Genomic DNA, 17,852 nt, shown 5'->3' with positions numbered 1-17,852 from the left:
GACGATGCTCGACCAGACCGCTGCCTACGAACCCCAGGTCTCGACCGAATCGGTCGCCGAGCGGATCGCGTTGTGGACCGAGGCCCGTGTGCCGCTCCCCGAGGCGCTCGACGCGATCGCAGAAGACCTGCCGCCGGCCGATCGGCGGGCGCTGGCGGCGGTGGCCCAGCGGCTGCGGCAGGGCGAGGGGCTTGCCGAGGCGGTAGCGGATTCGGGCCGCGAGATGCCGCGCCGGCTGCGGCGGACGCTCCAGGCGATCGCCGCCTGCGCGCCGCGCGGCGCCGACTTGGCCGCGGCGCTTCCCGCGGTTGTGTCGCAGCAGGCGACGTTCCGGCAGCGCCGCCGCCGGCTGTGGGCGGCGCTGGCGTATCCTACGTTGTTGCTCTCCGGGCTGTGGGCGCTGATCGTCTTTCTGGCGGTGTTTGTGGCGCCCGGCTTTCAAGAGGTCTACGACGAGTTCGATCTCGAGTTGCCGAACATGACGGTGTTCGCACTCGCCGCGGCCCGTCAGGTGGCGCCCATCACGCTCGTGGCGCTGCTCGTGGTTTTCGCCTTGGTTGCGGCGTGCCGGGCGCAGGCCACGGCGCGCGTAGTTCATTGGCTAGCGACCGGGCTGCCCCTGGTAGGCGGGGCCGTCGTCGACGCCTCGCACCTGGAGTTCTCGGCGCTCACCGCTGCGCTGCTGCACGCCCGCACGCCGCTCCCCGACGCGTTGCGTGCGGCAGCCTCGGGATTGGCGGATCGCAGTGTGGCGCGGGCGACGGGCCGGCTCGCCCAACGCGTCGAGGAAGGGGAAACGCTCAGCGGCGCCATGGACCAGTCGCTGCACTTCGAGCGCGGGCTCGCGGCCCAGGTGCGGTGGGGAGAATCCGAAGGGGATGTTGCGGCCGCGCTCGACAACGCCGCAGAGCAGTACTCTCGCAGGCTCGACTACGCGTGCGTCTTCCTCCGCCGCACCGCCAGCCCGGTGATGGTGGTCGCGTTCGTGTGCCTGGTCGGCATCTTGGCGTTGGCGTTCGTGCTGCCCCTGATCAAGCTTATCGAAGGACTGACCTAGGACGGGCGGATCGCCTAAACGATCGCCCGGGCCCCCCACGCCATGCTCGAACTAGCCGCCTTGCCGCTGACAATGTTCGCCATTGGGCTTTCGACGCGTGCGTCGCTGCGCTTGATGTACGGCGCGCGGGGGCCGGCGCCCGGCGACGATTTGTACCGTTTGGCCAGCTCGGCCGGGAGCACGTTGGCGACCATCGGCGTGCTGGCGGGGACGGCGATGCTGCTGTTTGGCGCGGCGCCGGCGCTGGTGATCCTGGCGGTGAACGCCACCGAGCTGGTGGTCGCCCGTCGAGAGCTGGCGCGTGCGTCGGCCTGGGGCGTCGTGATCCAGGCGGTCCGTCGCGGAACCCCGCTGGAGCGGGCCGCCAGCGCCCAGGCCGACCGCTTCGGGGGGATCGTGGGGAGGGCCTTCCGGCGGTTTGCCGGCGATCTACGCGCGGGGGCCGATCCGGCCGACGCCATCGCCCGCCGCCGACGCGCCTTCCCCCGCGTCGCCCAAGGCTACGCGGCGCTGGCCAAGCAGGGAGGCCCGCTGGCGGTCGTGGCCGACGAGAGCGTGCACGACACGAGCCTGGCTAGCGGAACCAGGCACGTCGCGGCCCTGATGCACGCGGCGGCGCTCGGGCTGATCATGTTGGGAGTGCTTACGTTCGTGCTGCTGAAGATCGTCCCAGAGTTTAGCAAGATCTTCGACGAGTTCGAGATCGAGCTTCCGCAGATCACGCGGTCGCTCGTCGGCCTAGGCGACTTCGTGATCGCGACGCCGATCGGGACCGTCATCGGGGCGGCGATGCTGTTGGCCGTGCCGGTGATCCTGATCATCTGCCTCTGCTACGCGCTGGACCTGCACGTACTCAGCCCGTTGTCCGACCGCTGGTTCTATGCTCAGCGGCGCGGCCAGGCCCTGCGGTTGCTGGCGGTAGCAGTTGAGCACCGGCTGCCGCTGGACGTGGCGCTGCAGCGACTCTCTTCGGACCCGCCTTGCTTGGCGAGCGCCGTGGTGCGGCGCCGGCTTGCCAGGGCCGCGGCCCTGGTGCGTAGCGGCGACCCTTGGACCAGTGCGCTCTTCCACGCCGGCTTGATCAGCGACTCCGAGGCGCCGCTGCTCGATGCGACGCAGCGGGCCGGCAACCTGCCGTGGGGGCTGCGGATGATCGCCCAACGCCGAGAAACCGCTTCCAGCTTCCGTTCCGACCTGATCCAACAGATCGGCCTGCCCCTGGTGATTATCGCCATCGGGATGTTTATGGCGTTCTACGCGTGCGCCCTGTTCGTGCCGCTGGTGAAACTGATCGAGGGGCTTACATGAAACGGGTTGCGTCCAAACAGCCGGCCGCCCGGCGATCGGGGGTCACGCTGGTCGAGCTCGCGGCCAGCGGCGTGATGCTCGCCGTGCTGTTGGTGCTGGCCACTCGGCTGGTGCTTGCCGTCGATCGGCAGGCTCGGCTGGCCGAGCGCCGCACCCAGGCCAGCGCCGTGCTGCAGAACCTGATGGAGGAAGCGACCACGCGATGGCAGGCCGCCTCACCCGAAGCGGTCGCGCGGCTGGCCGCGGAATCGAGCGCCCCGGCGTCGCTGCCAGACGGGGCGCTGAGCGCTGCCGTCGACGAGCAGGACGACCCGTTGCCGAGCCGCCGTGTGACGCTGACCCTCCGCTGGCGCGACTTCCCCGGCGCCGAGCCGACCCAAGCGGCGCTGTCGGGTTGGGTGTTCCGCGGGGAGGAGGCGCCATGACTCGTCGCCGCGGGCTCTCGCTGATCGAGCTGATTGCGACCATCGCCGCGAGCGCGGTGCTGATGGGGACCGCGACGGCGCTCGTCGCCTCGCTGGGGCAGGTCGACCATCGGCTGCGGCACGAGGCGGCGTCCGCGGACGAGCTCGGCAGGCTAGCACGCTCGATCCGGCTCGATCTGCACGCGTCCCGGGCCGCCCGCTGGGACGAGGCGTCGCAGACGCTGACGCTCGACGGCCGGTTGGAGTACGTCTTCTTGCCCACGGTCTGCCGGCGGCTCGAGGCGGGCGGTCCGGCGGGCGCGTTCCGTATCGCTGAGTTGAGCGCCTCGGCAGACGCCGATCCCGCTGAAGCCGGCGCCCTGTTCCGGATCCGGCTAACGCGGCGCGAAGCCCACAAGCGACGCCAAGAAGTCGAGGTCGTCGGCCTGGTCGGCCGCGACGCGCCCCCCTCCAACCCAGGGAGCGACCCATGATGCACGCTACCAGCCAAGTCGGCCGTCGTGGCGCTACGATCTTTGTCGTGGTCGCGGTGCTGGCGGTCGTGGCGGCGCTCGCTTCTACGTGGACCGCCTCGGCGCTGCGACGCTCGCGTCAGACGCGGCTTGCCCACTTGCAGGTGCAGGCCGACTGGCTGGCGACGGCCGGCGTTGCCCGGGCGCGCGTGCAGGTTTTGCTAGACAAGGCCTATGATGGCGAGACATGGCGTGTGCCGGCCAGCGAGTTGCGTGGCGGCGAAGACGCCGAGGTCGCGATTCAGCTTGATGAGGACGAGCTTACGGTGCGCGTGGCGATCCCGCCGGGAGACGCTGTGCGCGTGCGAGTCACGCGGCGGGCGATGCTCGCCGCAGAAGCCTTGCCCGATAGAGACGATTGAAAGCCGCCAGCAGACGTATTCGATTCGTCGATTTGCAATCTTTGAGCCTAGAAAGGCCCTTCCACTCCATCCCCAGAAATCCGACGATGCCCCACACCAAGACGCCGCCAATCAAAGCATTCACCCTGGTCGAGCTGTTGGTAGTCATCGCCATCATCGGCATCTTAGTGGCGCTGCTGCTGCCCGCGGTGCAGGCGGCCCGTGAGGCGGCGCGGCGCTCGAGCTGCCAGAACCAGCTCCGCCAGCTCACCCTGGCGGTTCACAACTACGACATGGCTCACGAGCACTTCCCCGCGGGTTCCACCAACCCGACGGGTCCCATTCAGAACCTCCCCAGCGGCGACCACAAGGGCTGGATCGCCCGGGTGCTCCCCTACTTTGGCGAGCAGGTCCGCCACGAGAAGATGGACTGGAAGGTGGGCGCCTACCACAAGGCAAACAACGCCGTGCGGCAGTCGATTGTTTCGATGCTGATGTGCCCGTCGTACCCGGGCGACGAGGGGCCCTACTCAACCTACGCCGGCGTGCACCACCACCGGGAGACGCCGATCGACGTCAACAACACCGGCGTCCTCTACCTCAACAGCCGAGTGAGGTTCGAAGACCTGATGGACGGCGCCGGCTACACGCTGCTGCTGGGCGAGAAGACGCCGTATACCGCCACCACGCTCGGCTGGATCACCGGCACGCCGGCGAGCCTGCGGAACCTGGGGCCGGCGATCAACTTCGATATCGACGCCGGGCGGCAGGCCTACCGCGACTTGATCAATGGCGAGACCCCGTGGACCGAGTACGCGATGACGTCGGCCGATGAATTCGGTACCGACTTCTCGTTCGATCCGATGCAGGACGCCGACGAGGCCGACCCGTCCGACGGGTTCCTAGAGAACAGCGAAACAGACGCCAGCGAAACAGACGCCAGCGGAGAAGACGTCAGCGGAGACGACGCCGCCGCGAACGGTTTGGACAACCAGACCGAGGAGGAAACCGAGAACGACGCCGCGGCGCCCGCGGGCGACCAACCGGCCCGCGGCAAGCCCGAGCGGCAGCTCGACCCGTGGATCACGCTGGGGGGCGACACGGCCAATCCGCTGCGTGTGGGGGGCTTTAGCAGCCGGCACCCCGGGGGCGCCCAGTTCTCCTTCGCGGATGGTCACATCGAGTACTTGTCTGCCGACACCGACCCCAAGGTCCTCCGCCAGCTCGCCAACCGGGGCGATGGCGAGATGATCGAGAACGGGGCCTGGTAGGAGCAGATCGCATGAGCACACCCACGACACCGCGACAAGAAGGTCCGTCCCCCGGCCAGGCCGGATCGAGCTTTGCCCTGATCACCGCGATCTGGGCGACGGCGGCGGTTGCGTCGCTGCTGGCCTGTGTGAACCCACGCGGGATCTCGATCGATAAGCTTGTGCAGCAAGACCCCGAGGCGGCTGCGGCGGCATTGAGTGTCGTGATGACACTGGGGGCGTTGATCGGCGCCGTGGCGGGCTCGGGGGGGACGAAACCCGGACGCGGCGCTATGCTGGGAGCGGCCGCCGGCGCTGTGGTGGCGCTGGCCGCCTTGCTCATCTCCAACTCACCCGCTGGGCTGGCGGGGCAGGGAGTGGCCGTCGTGGTGCCGCTGGCCGTAGCGATCGCGCTGCGGGTGCGGGCCTACTGAGGCAGGGTTCAACCCAGCGACCACGGTGCAAGAAGTGCGACGGACGATTGCCACGAAGAGGCACAAGAAGGCACAAAGAAAGCCGCCGGCTGCTTACGGCTGGGCGGTACCTACCGGCATGTCGGTCGTCGACTTTCCCCTTCCTTACATTGTGCCTTCTCGCGCCTGTTCGTGGCTATCTATCGTTCTCCGTCCGTCTCTGCGATTTCTGAGGCTCTGTGGCTAACTCTCTAGGCCATGAAACGCCGAGATGATGCCCCATGCCTGCTCGGGGGTTTCGGCGTAGCTCACCAGTTCTAGGTGCTCGTCCGCGATCACCCCTTCGTCGGCAAGCTTGGGGAGGTCGAGGATGCTGTCCCAGTACTCGCGCCCGTACAGGATGATCGGGATCGCCTGCATCCGGCCCGTCTGGCGCAAGCAGAGCGTGTTGAACAGCTCGTCGAGCGTGCCGAAGCCACCGGGGAACACCACCAGCGCCGCGGCCCGCAGGATGAAGTGGAACTTGCGCATCGCGAAGTAGTGGAACTGGAAGCAGAGCTCCGGCGTGATGTAGGGGTTGGGTTCTTGCTCGTGGGGCAGCTCGATGTTCAGGCCGATGTTCTTGGCGCCCACCTCGAACGCGCCGCGGTTGGCCGCCTCCATCACGCCGGGGCCGCCGCCGGTTGTGACGACAAACTCGCACTTCCCGTCGAGCTGGCACCGCTGCGACACCAGCTTGCCGAACTCGAGGGCGTGGTCGTAGAAATGGCTCTTGGCTAGCACCCGTTCTGCGCGGAACACACCGCGTTTGAGGCGCTCGTTTTCCGGGTCGCCCTCGAGTTGCCGCTGGGCAAGCTCGAGTTTCGCCTGGGCGGCCCCGCGGGTCACGATCTGGGTCCCGCCGAACACCACCACCGTTGAAGCGACCTGTTCTTGCTGCATCAGCATCTCGGTCTTCTGCAGCTCAAGCTGCATCCGCACCGGGCGCATGTCGGTGCGCTTAAGGAACATCGCGTCCTTCTCCGCCAACACGTAGCTGGGGGCGCTCAGGATCGCTTGCCGGTTCGCCTCGACCGCGGGGGGAAGGTGCTCGTGGTGGGCGTCGAGGGTGAACTCGTTGGGGGATGACATGGGGTGGTTGGTTGTCCGTGGGAGGGAACGCATCCCCCTCCCCTTTTAGGGGCGAGGGGTTAGGGGAGGGGGTGGAGCGGGTAAGCGAGTCGAATCTCGTCGCCGCGATCGGAGTATAGCAGTCATTCACCGGTCGTTACGCGAAGTGTTTTACGTACGACTTGCTTTGCTTCGTCGGCAATGTCTTTGCCGTCAGATGCGATGAACACAAGGTACACCTGGCCGTTCACCAGCACAGAAAAAATGTAGCGGGGCAACGCTAGCGAACTTGAGTCCGTAGACGTTATGGCTATTTGGCCGGGAACGAGTTCTTCCGACGAACCTTGAAATCGGCCATCCATGCCTTTGACGATTGCCGCGAAGTTCTGCTCAACGGGTTTGCCAACGTCCACCTTGAGCATTCCCCTGGCTCCGCCCTTGTCATCAGGCACGAAAAGGAAGAGCTTCGTTGCGGGGGTGTTTGTCCTACCCACTTGCCAGCCTTCTGGCGTGTCGAACTCAATGTCTTGGATGCGCTGATGCACCGTCGTCACTGCCGGTGACTCATCGATGCTCGCGTCAACTTCTGCCAGTTGCTGCGTGGGGGCTTCCTTTTGGGTAGGCGATTCCTCAGCTTTCTGGGAGTGCGATTCGCAACCAGGTAAAATGGTTACGTAACAGCAACACCCAAGCAGTAGCGTATTGCCGAAAAGTATCGCTTGTGTCGAGTTCATCGCAATTTCATTTCCAGATTTGCGGCTCAAAGGTGACGTGATTTCCAATCAACTGCTTTCGGTTCAGCCTTACCTACCCCAGCTCCACGCTCTCCCCCATCGCCGGCACACTCACTTCCCAGCCGCGTTCTCCGCGCAACGTCTCGGCGAGCGCCTCGGCGCTATCGGGCTCGCCATGCGTCAAGAACGTGTGCTTCGGCTCCGGCAAGTCTTTGAGCCACCGCAGCAGGCCGGTGCGGTCGGCGTGGCCGCTGAGGCCGGGGACTTTTTCGATGGCGGCCTTGACCGGGATCTCCTGGCCGTGCATGCGGAGGAAGGGGGCGCCCTCGTCGAGCGCTCGGCCGCGGGTGCCGATCGCTTGGTAGCCGCCGATGACGATGGTGGTCGTGGGGTCCGAGAGGCGGCGTTTGAGGTGGTGGATGATCCGCCCTCCGGTCATCATGCCGCTCGAGGCGATGATCACCGCGCCGCCGGTGATCCGGTTGAGCGCCTTCGACTCGTCGGGGCTGCGGCACAGGTGCACCGCGGGGCCGCCGAGCACGGGGCGGTCGCCGCACATCTCGCCCTCGCTGAGGTCGTGGTCGATCGCGTGGCTGCGGTAGATCTCGGTCGCGTCGGCCGCCATGGGGCTGTCGAGGTAGATGGGGAGGTCGGGGATTCTTCCCTCGCACTTGAGCACCTGCAGCAGGTAGATGAGCTGCTGCGCCCGGCCCACCGCGAACGACGCCATCAGCATCACGCCGCCACGCTTGAGGGAACGCTGCACCACGTCGGCCAGCGCCTGCTTCAAGTCGCTCTCCGGGTGGTCGCGGTTGCCGTAGGTGCTTTCGCACACCAAGTAGTCGCAGGGGTGGGGGGGCTCTGGGTCGTGGTACAACGGCCCGTCGTAGCGGCCGACGTCGCCGGAGAAGAGGATGCGAGTGGTCTTGCCGTCTTCTCGCACCTCGACCTCGATCATGTTCGAGCCCAGCAGGTGGCCGGCGTCGTGCAGGCGGGCCCAGATCGGACCGGCGATCTGGGTCCACGTCTCGCGGCGGACGTGGCGGAAGAGCTTGACGGTCTTGTCGACGTCGCGCCCCGTGTAGAGGGGCAGCGCCGGCTTGTGCTTCGAGTAACCCTTCTTGTTGGCGTACTCGGCGTCTTGCTCTTGGATCTTGGCGGAGTCGCGGAGGATGATCTCGCCCAGCTCGGCGGTCGCCTCGGTGCAGAACACCTTGTGGTTGAACCCCTCTCGCACCACCTTGGGCAGGTAGCCGACGTGGTCGAGGTGGGCGTGGGTGAGCATTACCGCGTCGAGCGACTTCACGTCGAACGGCGTCGGCGCCCAGTTGCGCTCCCGCAGCTCTTTGAGGCCCTGGAACAACCCGCAGTCGACCAGCACCTTGGTGTCGCCCGCCTCGAGCAGGTACTTCGAGCCGGTGACGGTTTGAGCGGCGCCGTGGAAGGTGAGCTTGGGCATATTTTCGGGGCGAGGGGTGAGGAGCGAGTGAATGAGTGGTCAGTCTAAACGGGGAACCGCCAAGACGCCACGAGCGCCATATTGAAGAATGGAACGCGGATCGTGGCGGATGACGCTGATTTGCACGGATTGGCTTTCGGTTGAATCAAGTCCTATCCGCGTAATCAGCGAAGATCCGCGTCCCATTCTTGTCGTGGCGTCTTGGCGGTTCCTTCGTCCCTCACAACCAAGGGGTCGCCAGGGCGATCGCCACCGCCACCGCAGCAAACGCGGCCTCGATCAGCGGGTAGCGCACGGAGATCGGCGCTTTGCAGTCGTAGCACTTGCCGCGGAGCATCAACCAGCCTAGCACCGGCAGGTTGTGCCGTGCGCGGATGGCGTGGTTGCACTTGGGGCAGTGGCTGCCGGGCCAGACGACGCTCTCGCCACGCGGCAGCCGGTAGAGCACCACGTTGAAGAAGCTGCCGATGCAGCCGCCGACCAGCGCGATCCAGATGACGATGACCCACCATTGGGCGTCGGGCATGGGAGTGAGTGGTGAGTGGTGAGTGGTGAGTGGTGAGTGGTGAGAGGTGGAAGGTGGAAGGTGGATGCGAAGCATACTATTCACCACTCACCATTCACTAGTCACCACAACCCCGCCAAAGGACCACCGGCGACCGCCAGGGCCTCGATCCGCCGCGTTACCGCCGGGTCTTCCTCCAGCACCGGCGCGTGGTGGGGCTTGATGCGGGCGTCGAGCACCAGCACGCCGCGGCAGCCCCAGTGCTTCTGATGGGTGAAGGCGCCGACGCCGTACACGTCCGCGGCGGGGTTGGCGCGGGTGAAGGCGACCCACGCAAAGTTCTCAAGCGAGGCGGCCGTCATGGCGGGGTCGTCGACAATCAGCAGCAAGCGGAAGCGGTTCAGCGGGTGCTCGAGCGGGACCCGCGCACAGAACCGCTCCATGGTGCGGCTGGCCTCGGAGGTCGCCTGGCCGAGCGCCGCGGCCTGCATCGCTTGGCCGCTGAGCGCGCCGCGGTGAACGGCGTCGTAGTCGAAGGAGGGCTTGGGGAGCCCCGGGCCGCGGATCGCGAGCACGCCCGGCATCACCAGGTGCGGGTCTGAGAACCCGTCGGGCAGCCTGAGGTCGTGCGGCACGTCGCTCGCCAGTTCGAACCTCGGCGGGCCGGCCGCGGCGATCACCAGCTTCGAGCCGGCGTTCAGGGCGTCGCCCGAGTAGTCGAGCGTGTCGATGGTGGTCTGGGTCTGGAAGTGCAGGTCGCGGGTCCAGTCGGCCCGGCTCAGCACGTGCGCAAAGAACGCCCGCAGGTCGTGGATGTCGAGCTGGGGGTCGTCGTTGTGGGCGGCGATCAGCAAGAACTTGGCGAGCGAAAGCTGCCCCTGGCCGAGGATGGCGCTCGCCTGCGTGAGCAGCTCTTGCGGCCGCGCCTCGGCCATGAACGGCATGTAACGCTCGCTGCCGATAGCCAGCAGCAGCGGGTGGACGCCGGCGGCGTCCACCGCGTGGACGCCGTGGATGCCGGGCAGCACGCTGGGGATGATCGGCCCGGTGAGGTCGTGGATCAACTGGCCAAAGGCGGTGTCTTCCTGCGGCGGTCGCCCCACCACGGTGAAGGGCCAGATGGCGTCCTTGCGGCAGTAGACCCGCTCGACCCGCAGCACGGGGAACGGGTGCCGGAGGCTGTAGTAGCCCAGGTGGTCGCCGAACGGCCCCTCGGGCTTCATCAGCCCGTCGACCACCGTGCCGCAGATCGCGAAGTCTGCGTCGGCGTGCATCGGCAGCCCCCCGGCGCGGCGGACCATGCGGACCCGCCGCCCCCCCAACGCGCCGGCGAAGCCAAGCTCGCTCATCCCCTCGGGGAGCGGCATCACGGCCGCCAGCATCATCGCCGGCGGCCCGCCGACGAACACGTTCACCGGAAACGGCTTGCCGGCCCGCATCGCGGCGGCCTGGTGCACGCCGATCGAGCGGTGCAACTGGTAGTGCAGGCCGATTTCTTCGTCTTGCGCGTAGTCGCCGCCGGAGAGCTGGATGCGGTACATCCCGAGGTTCGACTTGCCGAGCCCCGCCGCGCGGGGGTCTTCGGTGTAGACCTGAGGCAGCGTGACGAACGCGCCCCCGTCGCGCGGCCAGCTCACCTGCTGAGGAAGCTCCGACACCCGGCACGTGCCGGCGGTAATGGGGCCGTCGCCCACATACCTTGGCAGCATCGAGAGCGCAGCGAGCGGGGCCGAGGCGTAACGCAGCGGGCTCTTGAGCGCCTGCGTTGGGTCGATCTTCAGCTCGATCAACCGGCTCACCCGCTCGTACGCGTCGCGGAACATGAACCGCGACCGCTCGAGCGTGCCGAACAGGTTGCTCGCCATCGGGAAGCGGCAGCCCCGCACGCGCGAGAACAGCAGCGCGGGCCCCCCCGCGGCGAACACCCGGCGGTGGATCGCGGCGACTTCAAGGTTGGCGTCGACCTCCGCGTCGATGCGCACGAGCCTGCCGTGCTTGGCGAGGTCGTCGGTGCAATGGCGGAGGGAGCGGTAGGGCATGGGGCGCGATGTCTCCCTAATAGAGCAAGCGAGTGAGCCGGGGCGTCCCCGCCCCCGGCGCGGCGGGATAGTCGCGGCGGCCCAGTTTTCTCCACCGCGCCGGGGGCGGGGACGCCCCGGCTCGCGATGCCATCCTACTTCACCTTGCGCACCAGCCGCATCCCGTCCTGCCCGTGGTAGGTCAGCAGCAACGCGCCGACCGACGCCCTACGGGCGAACAGGTTGACGATGGCGGCCTCCTCGCCCGGCCAGGGGTAGGCGAACACGATGTCGAAGTCGTCAGGCTCGAGGTCGAGCCACTCGTAGGCGTTCTGCCCCCCCTCGCGCAGCCAGTTCACCTCGCGGTGATCCGCTAGCAGGTCGTCGTCTTCGTCGGGGACAAACGTTCCGCAGACAAACTCGGTCTCGAGCCCGTGATCGTCTGACAACGACTCGGCGAGCTCCACCAGGTCTTCTTCGATCTCGATGCCGATCGCGTCGAAACCCACGATGCTCGCCAGGCAGGTCACCACGCCGGCGCCGCTGCCCCATTCCAGGAACCGGTTTCCGGGCGCCAGGCTTAACTCCGGAAGCACGCTCAGGGCGTGCCAGGCCATCACGAAGTCGCACGGCACGAACGCCGGCAACGGCGTGTCCCGCCTGAGCTGCACGAGCGCCTCGATACGCTCGTCTGCGTCGTCCAGCAGCGTGCGGACGCGGCTGGGGAGCGGACGCAGCGGGGGTTCAAACTCGATGGGCTTTAGACGCATGGCCGGTCCACGGGCAGATGCGGATTTGGGAAGCCGAGAGTGTAGCGTGTCGCAGCGGGCGGTGGGCAGACGGCAATGGGCGGTCCGGGGTAGAGTTGCGTGGGAACCAGGGGGGCGCCGGCTTTGTGGGCGGGGGTCCCCGGGGCAAGACAATGAAGCAGAGTGGGTCCATTCCGTAGCCCCGACGGGGCGTAGCCCGTCGGCTAGTGCCGATCGCCAGCCTATGTCTATCGATACCATCCGCATCCGGGGCGCTCGTACGCACAACCTGCGTAACGTCGACATCGACATCCCGCGGAACCGCTTGGTGGTGATTACCGGGGTCAGCGGCAGCGGGAAGAGCTCGTTGGCGTTCGACACGCTGCTGGCGGAGGCCCGCCGGCAGTACATCGACTCGCTGAGCGTTTACGCCCGGCAGTTCTTTGAGCAGTTGGAGCGGCCCGACGTCGACCGCATCGACGGCCTCCAGCCGGCGGTCGCCGTCGACCAGCGGCAGGGGACCCACAGCCCACGCAGCACCGTGGGGACGGTCACCGAGGCGTACGACTTCCTCAGGCTGCTGTACGCCCGCGCCGGCGACCTGACCTGCGCCGCCTGCGGGGCCGCGATCTCGCAGCAGTCGCCGGAGGAGGTCCGCCAAGTGATCGAGCAGTTGCCGCCGGCCACCAAGGCGATGCTGCTGGCCCCCCTGGTGCGTGGCCGACGCGGCAAGCACGCCGAGGCGATCGAGCAGGTGCGCAAGGCGGGGCTGGTGCGTGTGCGGATCGACGGCGAGACCTACCCCATCGAGGACGCCCCAGAGCTGGAGCCGCGCAAGAACCACACGATCGAGGCGGTGGTCGACCGCATCGTGCTGCGTGAGGGGGTCGAGCCCCGGCTCGCGGAGAGCGTGCGGCTGGCGCTGCGGCACGGCGACGGCGTGCTGGTGCTGGCCTATCAAACGCCGGACGACAAGGCGGCCGGCGGATGGAAGGAGCGTGTGTTCAACACCCGCTACGCGTGCGCCGATTGCGGCACGGGCGTGGCGGAGATCGAGCCAAGAACGTTTAGCTTTAACACCCCCTATGGCGCGTGCCCGGAGTGCGACGGGCTGGGCGCCGTCGAGGCCCGCGGCGACGTCTACCCGTGCGAGGCGTGCGGCGGCAGCCGGCTCCGCCCCGAGGCCCGCGCCTGCCGCGTAGCGGGGCGGGGGATCGACGAGATTGTGCGGATGCCGGTCGTCGACGCGCTCGAGTTCTTTCGGGAGCTGGACCCCCCCGAGGACCGGCGTCCCATCGCCGAGCCTATCGTACGCGAGATCGTCCGGCGGCTGGAGTTCTTGGTGCGGGCCGGCGTCGGGTACCTGTCGCTCGACCGCGGCGCGGACACGCTCTCCGGGGGCGAGCTGCAACGCGTCCGCCTGGCCAGCGCGATCGGCTCGGGGCTGGTGGGGGTGATGTACCTGCTGGACGAGCCCTCGGTCGGGCTCCACCCGGCCGACAACGACCGGCTGCTGGCGGCGCTGCGCGACCTGCAGGCGGAGGGCAACAGCGTGATCGTGGTCGAGCACGACGAGGCGATGATGCGCGCCGCCGATTGGTTGATCGACGTCGGCCCGGGCGCCGGGGCCCGGGGCGGGGCGATCGTCGCCGAGGGGACCCCCGAGCAGGTCACCGGCTGCGAGGCCTCGGTAACGGGGGCCTACCTCAGCGGGCGCAGGCGGGTCTGGGACGCCGAGAAGGGGGACGCGTCGGAAGCCGCGCCGGCGGTCGCTTGGCTCGAGCTGTCCGGCGCTACGCTGCACAACCTGCGGGAGGTCGACCTCGCGGTCCCGCTGGGCAAGCTGACCTGCGTGACCGGCGTGAGCGGCAGCGGCAAGAGCTCGTTGGTGATCGAGACGCTGGCCGCCGCGCTCGCCCGCCGGCTGCACGGCGCCACGCAGCGTGGTGGGCCCTACCGCGGGATCAAGGGGCTGGGCGCCGTCGACCGCGCGGTGGTGGTCGATCAATCAGCGATCGGGCGATCGCCCCGCTCGAACCCGGCGACGTTTGTCGGCGCTTTCGACGAGATCCGCAAGGTATTCGCCAAGACGAAGATCGCCAGGCAACGCGGCTGGAAGGCGGGCAGGTTCAGCTTCAACACCAAGGGGGGACGCTGCGAGGCGTGCCAGGGGCAGGGCGCCACGCGTCTGGAGATGAATTTCCTCCCCGACCTGTTCGTCCCCTGCGAGGTGTGCCGGGGCGCACGCTTTGAACGCTCGACCCTGGCGGTCCGCTTCCACGGCAAGAACATCGCCGACGTGTTGAACCTGTGCATCGACGACGCGGCCGCGTTGTTTGAGAACGTGGCGCCGGTGCACAGGCTGATCGCGCCGCTGGTAGACGTGGGGCTGGGCTACCTGCGTCTGGGCCAGCCGTCGAACACCCTGTCCGGCGGAGAGGCGCAACGCGTAAAGCTGGCCGGCGAGCTGGGCGCCACGTCGTCCAACACCAACGCGGGGCACACGTTTTATATCCTCGACGAGCCGACCACCGGCCTGCACGCCGAGGACATCCGCCGGCTGATCGGCGTGCTGCGCAAGCTGGTGGACGCCGGCAACACGGTGCTGGTGATCGAGCACCACACCGGGGTGATGCAGGCGTCCGATTGGCTGATCGACATGGGCCCCGGCGGGGGCGCCGCCGGGGGCCGGATCGTGGCGGCGGGGACGCCGATCGAGGTCGCACGCTGCCCAGAAAGCATCACGGCAAAGTGGCTGCAAGAACCAAGCTAGCCCACCATGCCAGGAGGGGTGAGCCGTCGGCGTTGGCCGCCGGAGCGTGCCCGGGGGTTCAAGAGGATTTCTAGCTACCGCCTAGAACTCCGTCGGCTTGCGCCGACGGCTCGCCTGCGTGCTACTTCACCCGCTGGCCCGTCATGCGGTAGATCGCTAGCGGCGTGTCGTCGGGGCCGGGGAAGACCTCGACGGCGAACTCCCCCTCGACAGAAACGGGGCGGGTGGAGAACTCGGCGGTCTTGCCGGGCGCCATCTCGATGAGGATGCAGTCGTAAAGCGCGGCGCCCGGGCCGAAGCAGCACTCCATGTTGTCGCGGACCAGCACAAACGACTTGAGCCCACGCTTCTGCGGCGGCGGGAGGATGTAGCCGCGGATGCGGATGCTCTTGCCCTCCAGGGCCTCGATCTCGTCGGTCAGCAGCTCGAGCCGGAAGCGTTCGCCCTCGGCCATCTCGAACTTCAGGTCGTCGAACGACTTGTCGACGGTCCGCTCGGGCACGGGGGGCGGCGCTACGGCCGGCGGCGGATCGTTCTTGGCGACGGCGGGCTCTGTTTGCTCCGCCTGCGCCGCGCCGATCTCCGCGGGCTCTTTCGTCGCGGAGGGCGCACCATCGGCGCCGACGTCGCAACCCGCGATCGTGACGATCAACAACGTTGCCAGCAACACGCGGTTCAATGGACGTAGTCCGCCTTGAGTGAGAAGACCGGGTACTCGGCGCCGCGGTTGACGTTGTGTGGATCGATGCCGAGCTGACCGGCGACCGAGAAGATGCGTTGCGAGTAGTCGGCGGTGAGGTCGCCCTCGAGCTCCACCTGCATCTGATCGTAGAACTGCACCTTGCTGATGTCGCCGAAGCAGCACTGCTGATTGTCGCGGACAAGCAGGAAACGCTTCATGCCGGTGCGGACCGTGGTTGAGTCGGGGCGGATGTAGCCCTTGATGAACACCTGCTCGCCGGCCATGTCGGTCACGTCGTTTCGGATAGACCGCTGCGCCTCGAGGTCTTCTTGTTGGGGTTTGAGCGTGAGGAAGGAGATCCGCTGGTAGCCGTCGGGCACCTCCGTCGCGTAGACGTACCCGCTATAGCCGACCCCGACGAACAAGAACAGGGCAGAGAGCACGGCGCCCGTCCACGCGATGCCGGCGCCGGTGTAGGCCTCGGGGCAGCTTCGCACGGTCTTGAGCGCGAACAGGGAGAGCAGCAGACCGATCACCGGGATCGGCACAAGCATCAGCGTCGCCTGGAAGCTGCTGGCGGCCACCATCAGCACCGACGCCGAAATGAGCCCGAACACCGCGCCCAGGATGGCCGTGGTGGGGATCGACCGGTACGCCAGCAGGTCTTCTTGCTGTGCCGGGGCTTCTTGCATCGTGGTTGTCATAGTCTTCGGTCTCGAGGGTCGCGCGGCGTGGGTCACACGCCCCCGCGGAGCAGTAGATAAAAGAATCCCATCAGCACGCCCCCCGCGGCAAGCGGCGCCCCCAGCAGCAACGCCCGATTGGGGGGGGACGGAAGGGTCGCGGCGACCGCCGTCGGCGGGGGTGTCGTCGGCGTCTCGACCTCGGCGGTCTGTGCCGAGACTTCTGCAGACGGATCGATGGTCGGCACGACCTCGGCGGCGGCTTCTGAAGCGACGTCTGGCGTGGCTTCCGGCGTGTCTTCTGGGGCGCCCGGGTCTTCTTCGAGCGACGGCACGGCCTCGGCGTAGGTCGGCGTCACGCCGCCCGCTGGATCGGGGATCGCGTCGTCGGCGGCGTCCGCCGTGGATTCAAGGGATGGCGCCGGCTGGGTTTCTTCGAAGGTGGCGTCGGGTTCGACGAGCGCGTCGGCCGGGTCGGCCTGGGCCGTAGCCGCTTCCTTGGCGCGTGCCGAGCCGAGGAACCCGAACGCGCTGAGCCTCCGCGCCCGAGAGAACGACTCGGGGTCGAGCGGCTCAAGCTCCGCGAGTGCCGCGTTTGCGCGCTCGCCGACATCGCCGGGCTGCTCGGCGGCGACGTCGAGGTAGGTGACGATCGGCTCGCGTACGTAGCGGTTGCTGTCTTCTTTGAAGCTGTCTCGGTACAGCTTTGCCAGCGCGTCCATGGAGCCCCAGTCTTCCCAACGCGCGAGGTCGGGCACCACCTGGTCGGCGAAGTCGGGGTGCGCGAGCAGCAGCCGGGCCGACTGCATGAGCCGCTCGATGGGGACCGCGCCCGGCTCGTCCGCCAAGAACCGCAACGCCATCAACACCGAGTAGACGTGCGAGTAGTCCGCCCCCGTGTCTGCCAGGAAGCGTCGGTCGATCAGGTCGAGCCCGTCGGCGCCGCGGAGCGTCAGGTAGCACGCGGTCATCGCGTCGAGCCCCATCTTCTTGCGGCGTTCCTCGCTGGCGACCACCTCACGCACCAGCACGCTGGCCATCGGTCCGCCGCTGGCGACGCTGGCCGCGACCACGGCGTCTGCCGCGGGGAGCGACACACGTGCGTCGGACTCGAGCATGGCTTCGAGCCGCGGGATATCGTCGGGGCCGCCGCACACGCCCAGCATCGTGAAGAACAGCCGGCGCCGGCTGGGGCTGGTGTCGGGGCTGTCGATCCACGCCCACAACTGGTCGATGTCCAGCCGGTCCTTGATCGCCTTTAGGTCTGCGTAGGGGGCGCGGGCGAACTCTTCGTAGGCGTCTTGCGAGAGCAGCGGGTCTTCGTGCTGCAGGTAGCCCAGGAAGAAGGCGATCCGCTCCGGTCCCGACTCGGGCAGGGCGCGTAGCTTCTTGATGTAGGCCGCGGCCTCCTGCGACACCTCGAACGGGATCGCCCAGTCGAAGGGCTCGGCCGCCTCGGGGGGGTTGGCGACCCCACGCACCAAGAAGAGGGCCTCACGGTCGGCCTCGCCAAAGAAAATAGCCTCGATGTCGTCGAGGCCTTCGGCGGGCTCGCCCCCCATCAGCACCTCGACCACCTTGAACTTGGCCATGCCTGTTTCTGGGTCGATCGGTCCGTAGGGCTCGCCTGCTTCGAGGTCGCGGTCGGGGGTCGGCGCCGCCTCGATTAGCCGCGCCAGCACCGCCACGTCGGCCGAGGCGAGTTCTTCGCTCAGCGACTGCGTCTCCGCCGTGCAGAACGGGCAGGCCGCCGCCAGGGACGCTGCAAGCGATGCCGTCAGTGCGACGGCGAGAGCGGTCAATCGTCTTAGATTCATGCGTAGTCCCAGTTTT

The 17,852-nt window shown here is 67.9% G+C and carries 17 protein-coding genes; 8 read left to right on the top strand and 9 right to left on the bottom strand.

The features are described 5' to 3' along the window. Positions 1-4 precede the first annotated feature (4 nt). From Pla175_RS22295 to Pla175_RS22270, 7 genes are all read left to right on the top strand, one after another. Positions 5-1,057 carry a type II secretion system F family protein gene (locus Pla175_RS22295; protein ID WP_145290900.1) on the top strand — a complete coding sequence of 351 codons (1,053 nt, stop codon included), beginning with the start codon at positions 5-7 and terminating at the stop codon, positions 1,055-1,057. Between the two features lie 42 nt (positions 1,058-1,099). Further along, positions 1,100-2,365 (top strand): type II secretion system F family protein, encoded by a 1,266-nt coding sequence (locus tag Pla175_RS22290; protein WP_145290898.1) that lies wholly within the window; start codon positions 1,100-1,102, stop codon positions 2,363-2,365. After that, complete coding sequence (locus tag Pla175_RS26265; RefSeq protein ID WP_197527069.1) at positions 2,362-2,790, top strand: type IV pilus modification PilV family protein; 429 nt, start codon at positions 2,362-2,364, stop codon at positions 2,788-2,790. Before Pla175_RS22290 ends, Pla175_RS26265 begins: the two co-directional genes overlap by 4 nt. Further along, positions 2,787-3,263 carry a pilus assembly FimT family protein gene (locus Pla175_RS22285; protein ID WP_197527068.1) on the top strand — a complete coding sequence of 159 codons (477 nt, stop codon included), beginning with the start codon at positions 2,787-2,789 and terminating at the stop codon, positions 3,261-3,263. Before Pla175_RS26265 ends, Pla175_RS22285 begins: the two co-directional genes overlap by 4 nt. Further along, a complete protein-coding gene (locus Pla175_RS22280) occupies positions 3,260-3,664 on the top strand; it encodes a hypothetical protein (protein WP_145290894.1) in 405 nt (134 codons plus the stop codon). The genes Pla175_RS22285 and Pla175_RS22280 overlap by 4 nt, the downstream gene beginning before the upstream one ends. A gap of 86 nt (positions 3,665-3,750) precedes the next feature. Continuing rightward, the gene (locus tag Pla175_RS22275; RefSeq protein WP_145290891.1) at positions 3,751-4,914 is read left to right on the top strand and encodes a DUF1559 domain-containing protein; all 1,164 of its coding nucleotides are present in this window, start codon (positions 3,751-3,753) and stop codon (positions 4,912-4,914) included. 11 nt (positions 4,915-4,925) lie between these two features. After that, the gene (locus tag Pla175_RS22270) at positions 4,926-5,327 is read left to right on the top strand and encodes a hypothetical protein (RefSeq protein ID WP_145290889.1); all 402 of its coding nucleotides are present in this window, start codon (positions 4,926-4,928) and stop codon (positions 5,325-5,327) included. Positions 5,328-5,549: 222 nt separating this feature from the next. On the opposite strand, the gene Pla175_RS22265 is transcribed toward Pla175_RS22270, so the two are convergent. The 6 genes from Pla175_RS22265 to Pla175_RS22240 all read right to left on the bottom strand — a co-directional run bounded on the left by Pla175_RS22265 (position 5,550) and on the right by Pla175_RS22240 (position 11,902). After that, entirely contained in the window at positions 5,550-6,437 is an 888-nt protein-coding gene (locus Pla175_RS22265; RefSeq protein WP_145290881.1) for an LOG family protein, read from the bottom strand. Positions 6,438-6,559: 122 nt separating this feature from the next. Further along, on the bottom strand, positions 6,560-7,150 hold the full coding sequence (locus Pla175_RS22260) for a hypothetical protein (RefSeq protein ID WP_231954019.1): 591 nt from the start codon (positions 7,148-7,150) through the stop codon (positions 6,560-6,562). Between the two features lie 73 nt (positions 7,151-7,223). Beyond that, on the bottom strand, positions 7,224-8,609 hold the full coding sequence (locus Pla175_RS22255; protein ID WP_145290877.1) for an MBL fold metallo-hydrolase RNA specificity domain-containing protein: 1,386 nt from the start codon (positions 8,607-8,609) through the stop codon (positions 7,224-7,226). Positions 8,610-8,829: 220 nt separating this feature from the next. Then, positions 8,830-9,135 (bottom strand): prepilin peptidase, encoded by a 306-nt coding sequence (locus Pla175_RS22250; protein ID WP_145290875.1) that lies wholly within the window; start codon positions 9,133-9,135, stop codon positions 8,830-8,832. A gap of 101 nt (positions 9,136-9,236) precedes the next feature. Next, positions 9,237-11,153: a UbiD family decarboxylase gene (locus Pla175_RS22245; RefSeq protein ID WP_145290872.1), complete on the bottom strand. Its 1,917-nt coding sequence runs from the start codon at positions 11,151-11,153 to the stop codon at positions 9,237-9,239. A gap of 134 nt (positions 11,154-11,287) precedes the next feature. Next, entirely contained in the window at positions 11,288-11,902 is a 615-nt protein-coding gene (locus tag Pla175_RS22240; RefSeq protein ID WP_145290870.1) for a protein-L-isoaspartate O-methyltransferase family protein, read from the bottom strand. Between the two features lie 223 nt (positions 11,903-12,125). Here Pla175_RS22240 and uvrA point away from each other — a divergent pair, with 223 nt between their 5' ends. Next, complete coding sequence (gene uvrA, locus Pla175_RS22235; protein WP_145290868.1) at positions 12,126-14,654, top strand: excinuclease ABC subunit UvrA; 2,529 nt, start codon at positions 12,126-12,128, stop codon at positions 14,652-14,654. Between the two features lie 121 nt (positions 14,655-14,775). Here the strand turns inward: uvrA and Pla175_RS22230 are convergent, their stop codons facing one another. From Pla175_RS22230 to Pla175_RS22220, 3 genes are read right to left on the bottom strand one after another with little or no spacing between them, the layout of a single operon-like run. After that, on the bottom strand, positions 14,776-15,333 hold the full coding sequence (locus Pla175_RS22230) for a DUF3299 domain-containing protein (RefSeq protein ID WP_145290866.1): 558 nt from the start codon (positions 15,331-15,333) through the stop codon (positions 14,776-14,778). Further along, positions 15,330-16,040 carry a cytochrome d ubiquinol oxidase subunit II gene (locus Pla175_RS22225; protein ID WP_145290864.1) on the bottom strand — a complete coding sequence of 237 codons (711 nt, stop codon included), beginning with the start codon at positions 16,038-16,040 and terminating at the stop codon, positions 15,330-15,332. Before Pla175_RS22225 ends, Pla175_RS22230 begins: the two co-directional genes overlap by 4 nt. A gap of 32 nt (positions 16,041-16,072) precedes the next feature. Beyond that, positions 16,073-17,836 (bottom strand): hypothetical protein, encoded by a 1,764-nt coding sequence (locus Pla175_RS22220; protein ID WP_145290862.1) that lies wholly within the window; start codon positions 17,834-17,836, stop codon positions 16,073-16,075. Between the last annotated feature and the right edge of the window lie 16 nt (positions 17,837-17,852).

This window comes from Pirellulimonas nuda (genome assembly GCF_007750855.1).
GTDB lineage: Bacteria > Planctomycetota > Planctomycetia > Pirellulales > Lacipirellulaceae > Pirellulimonas > Pirellulimonas nuda.
The sequence above is the reverse complement of the archived record's forward strand: the minus strand, read 5'-3'. Positions and strand labels throughout refer to the sequence as shown.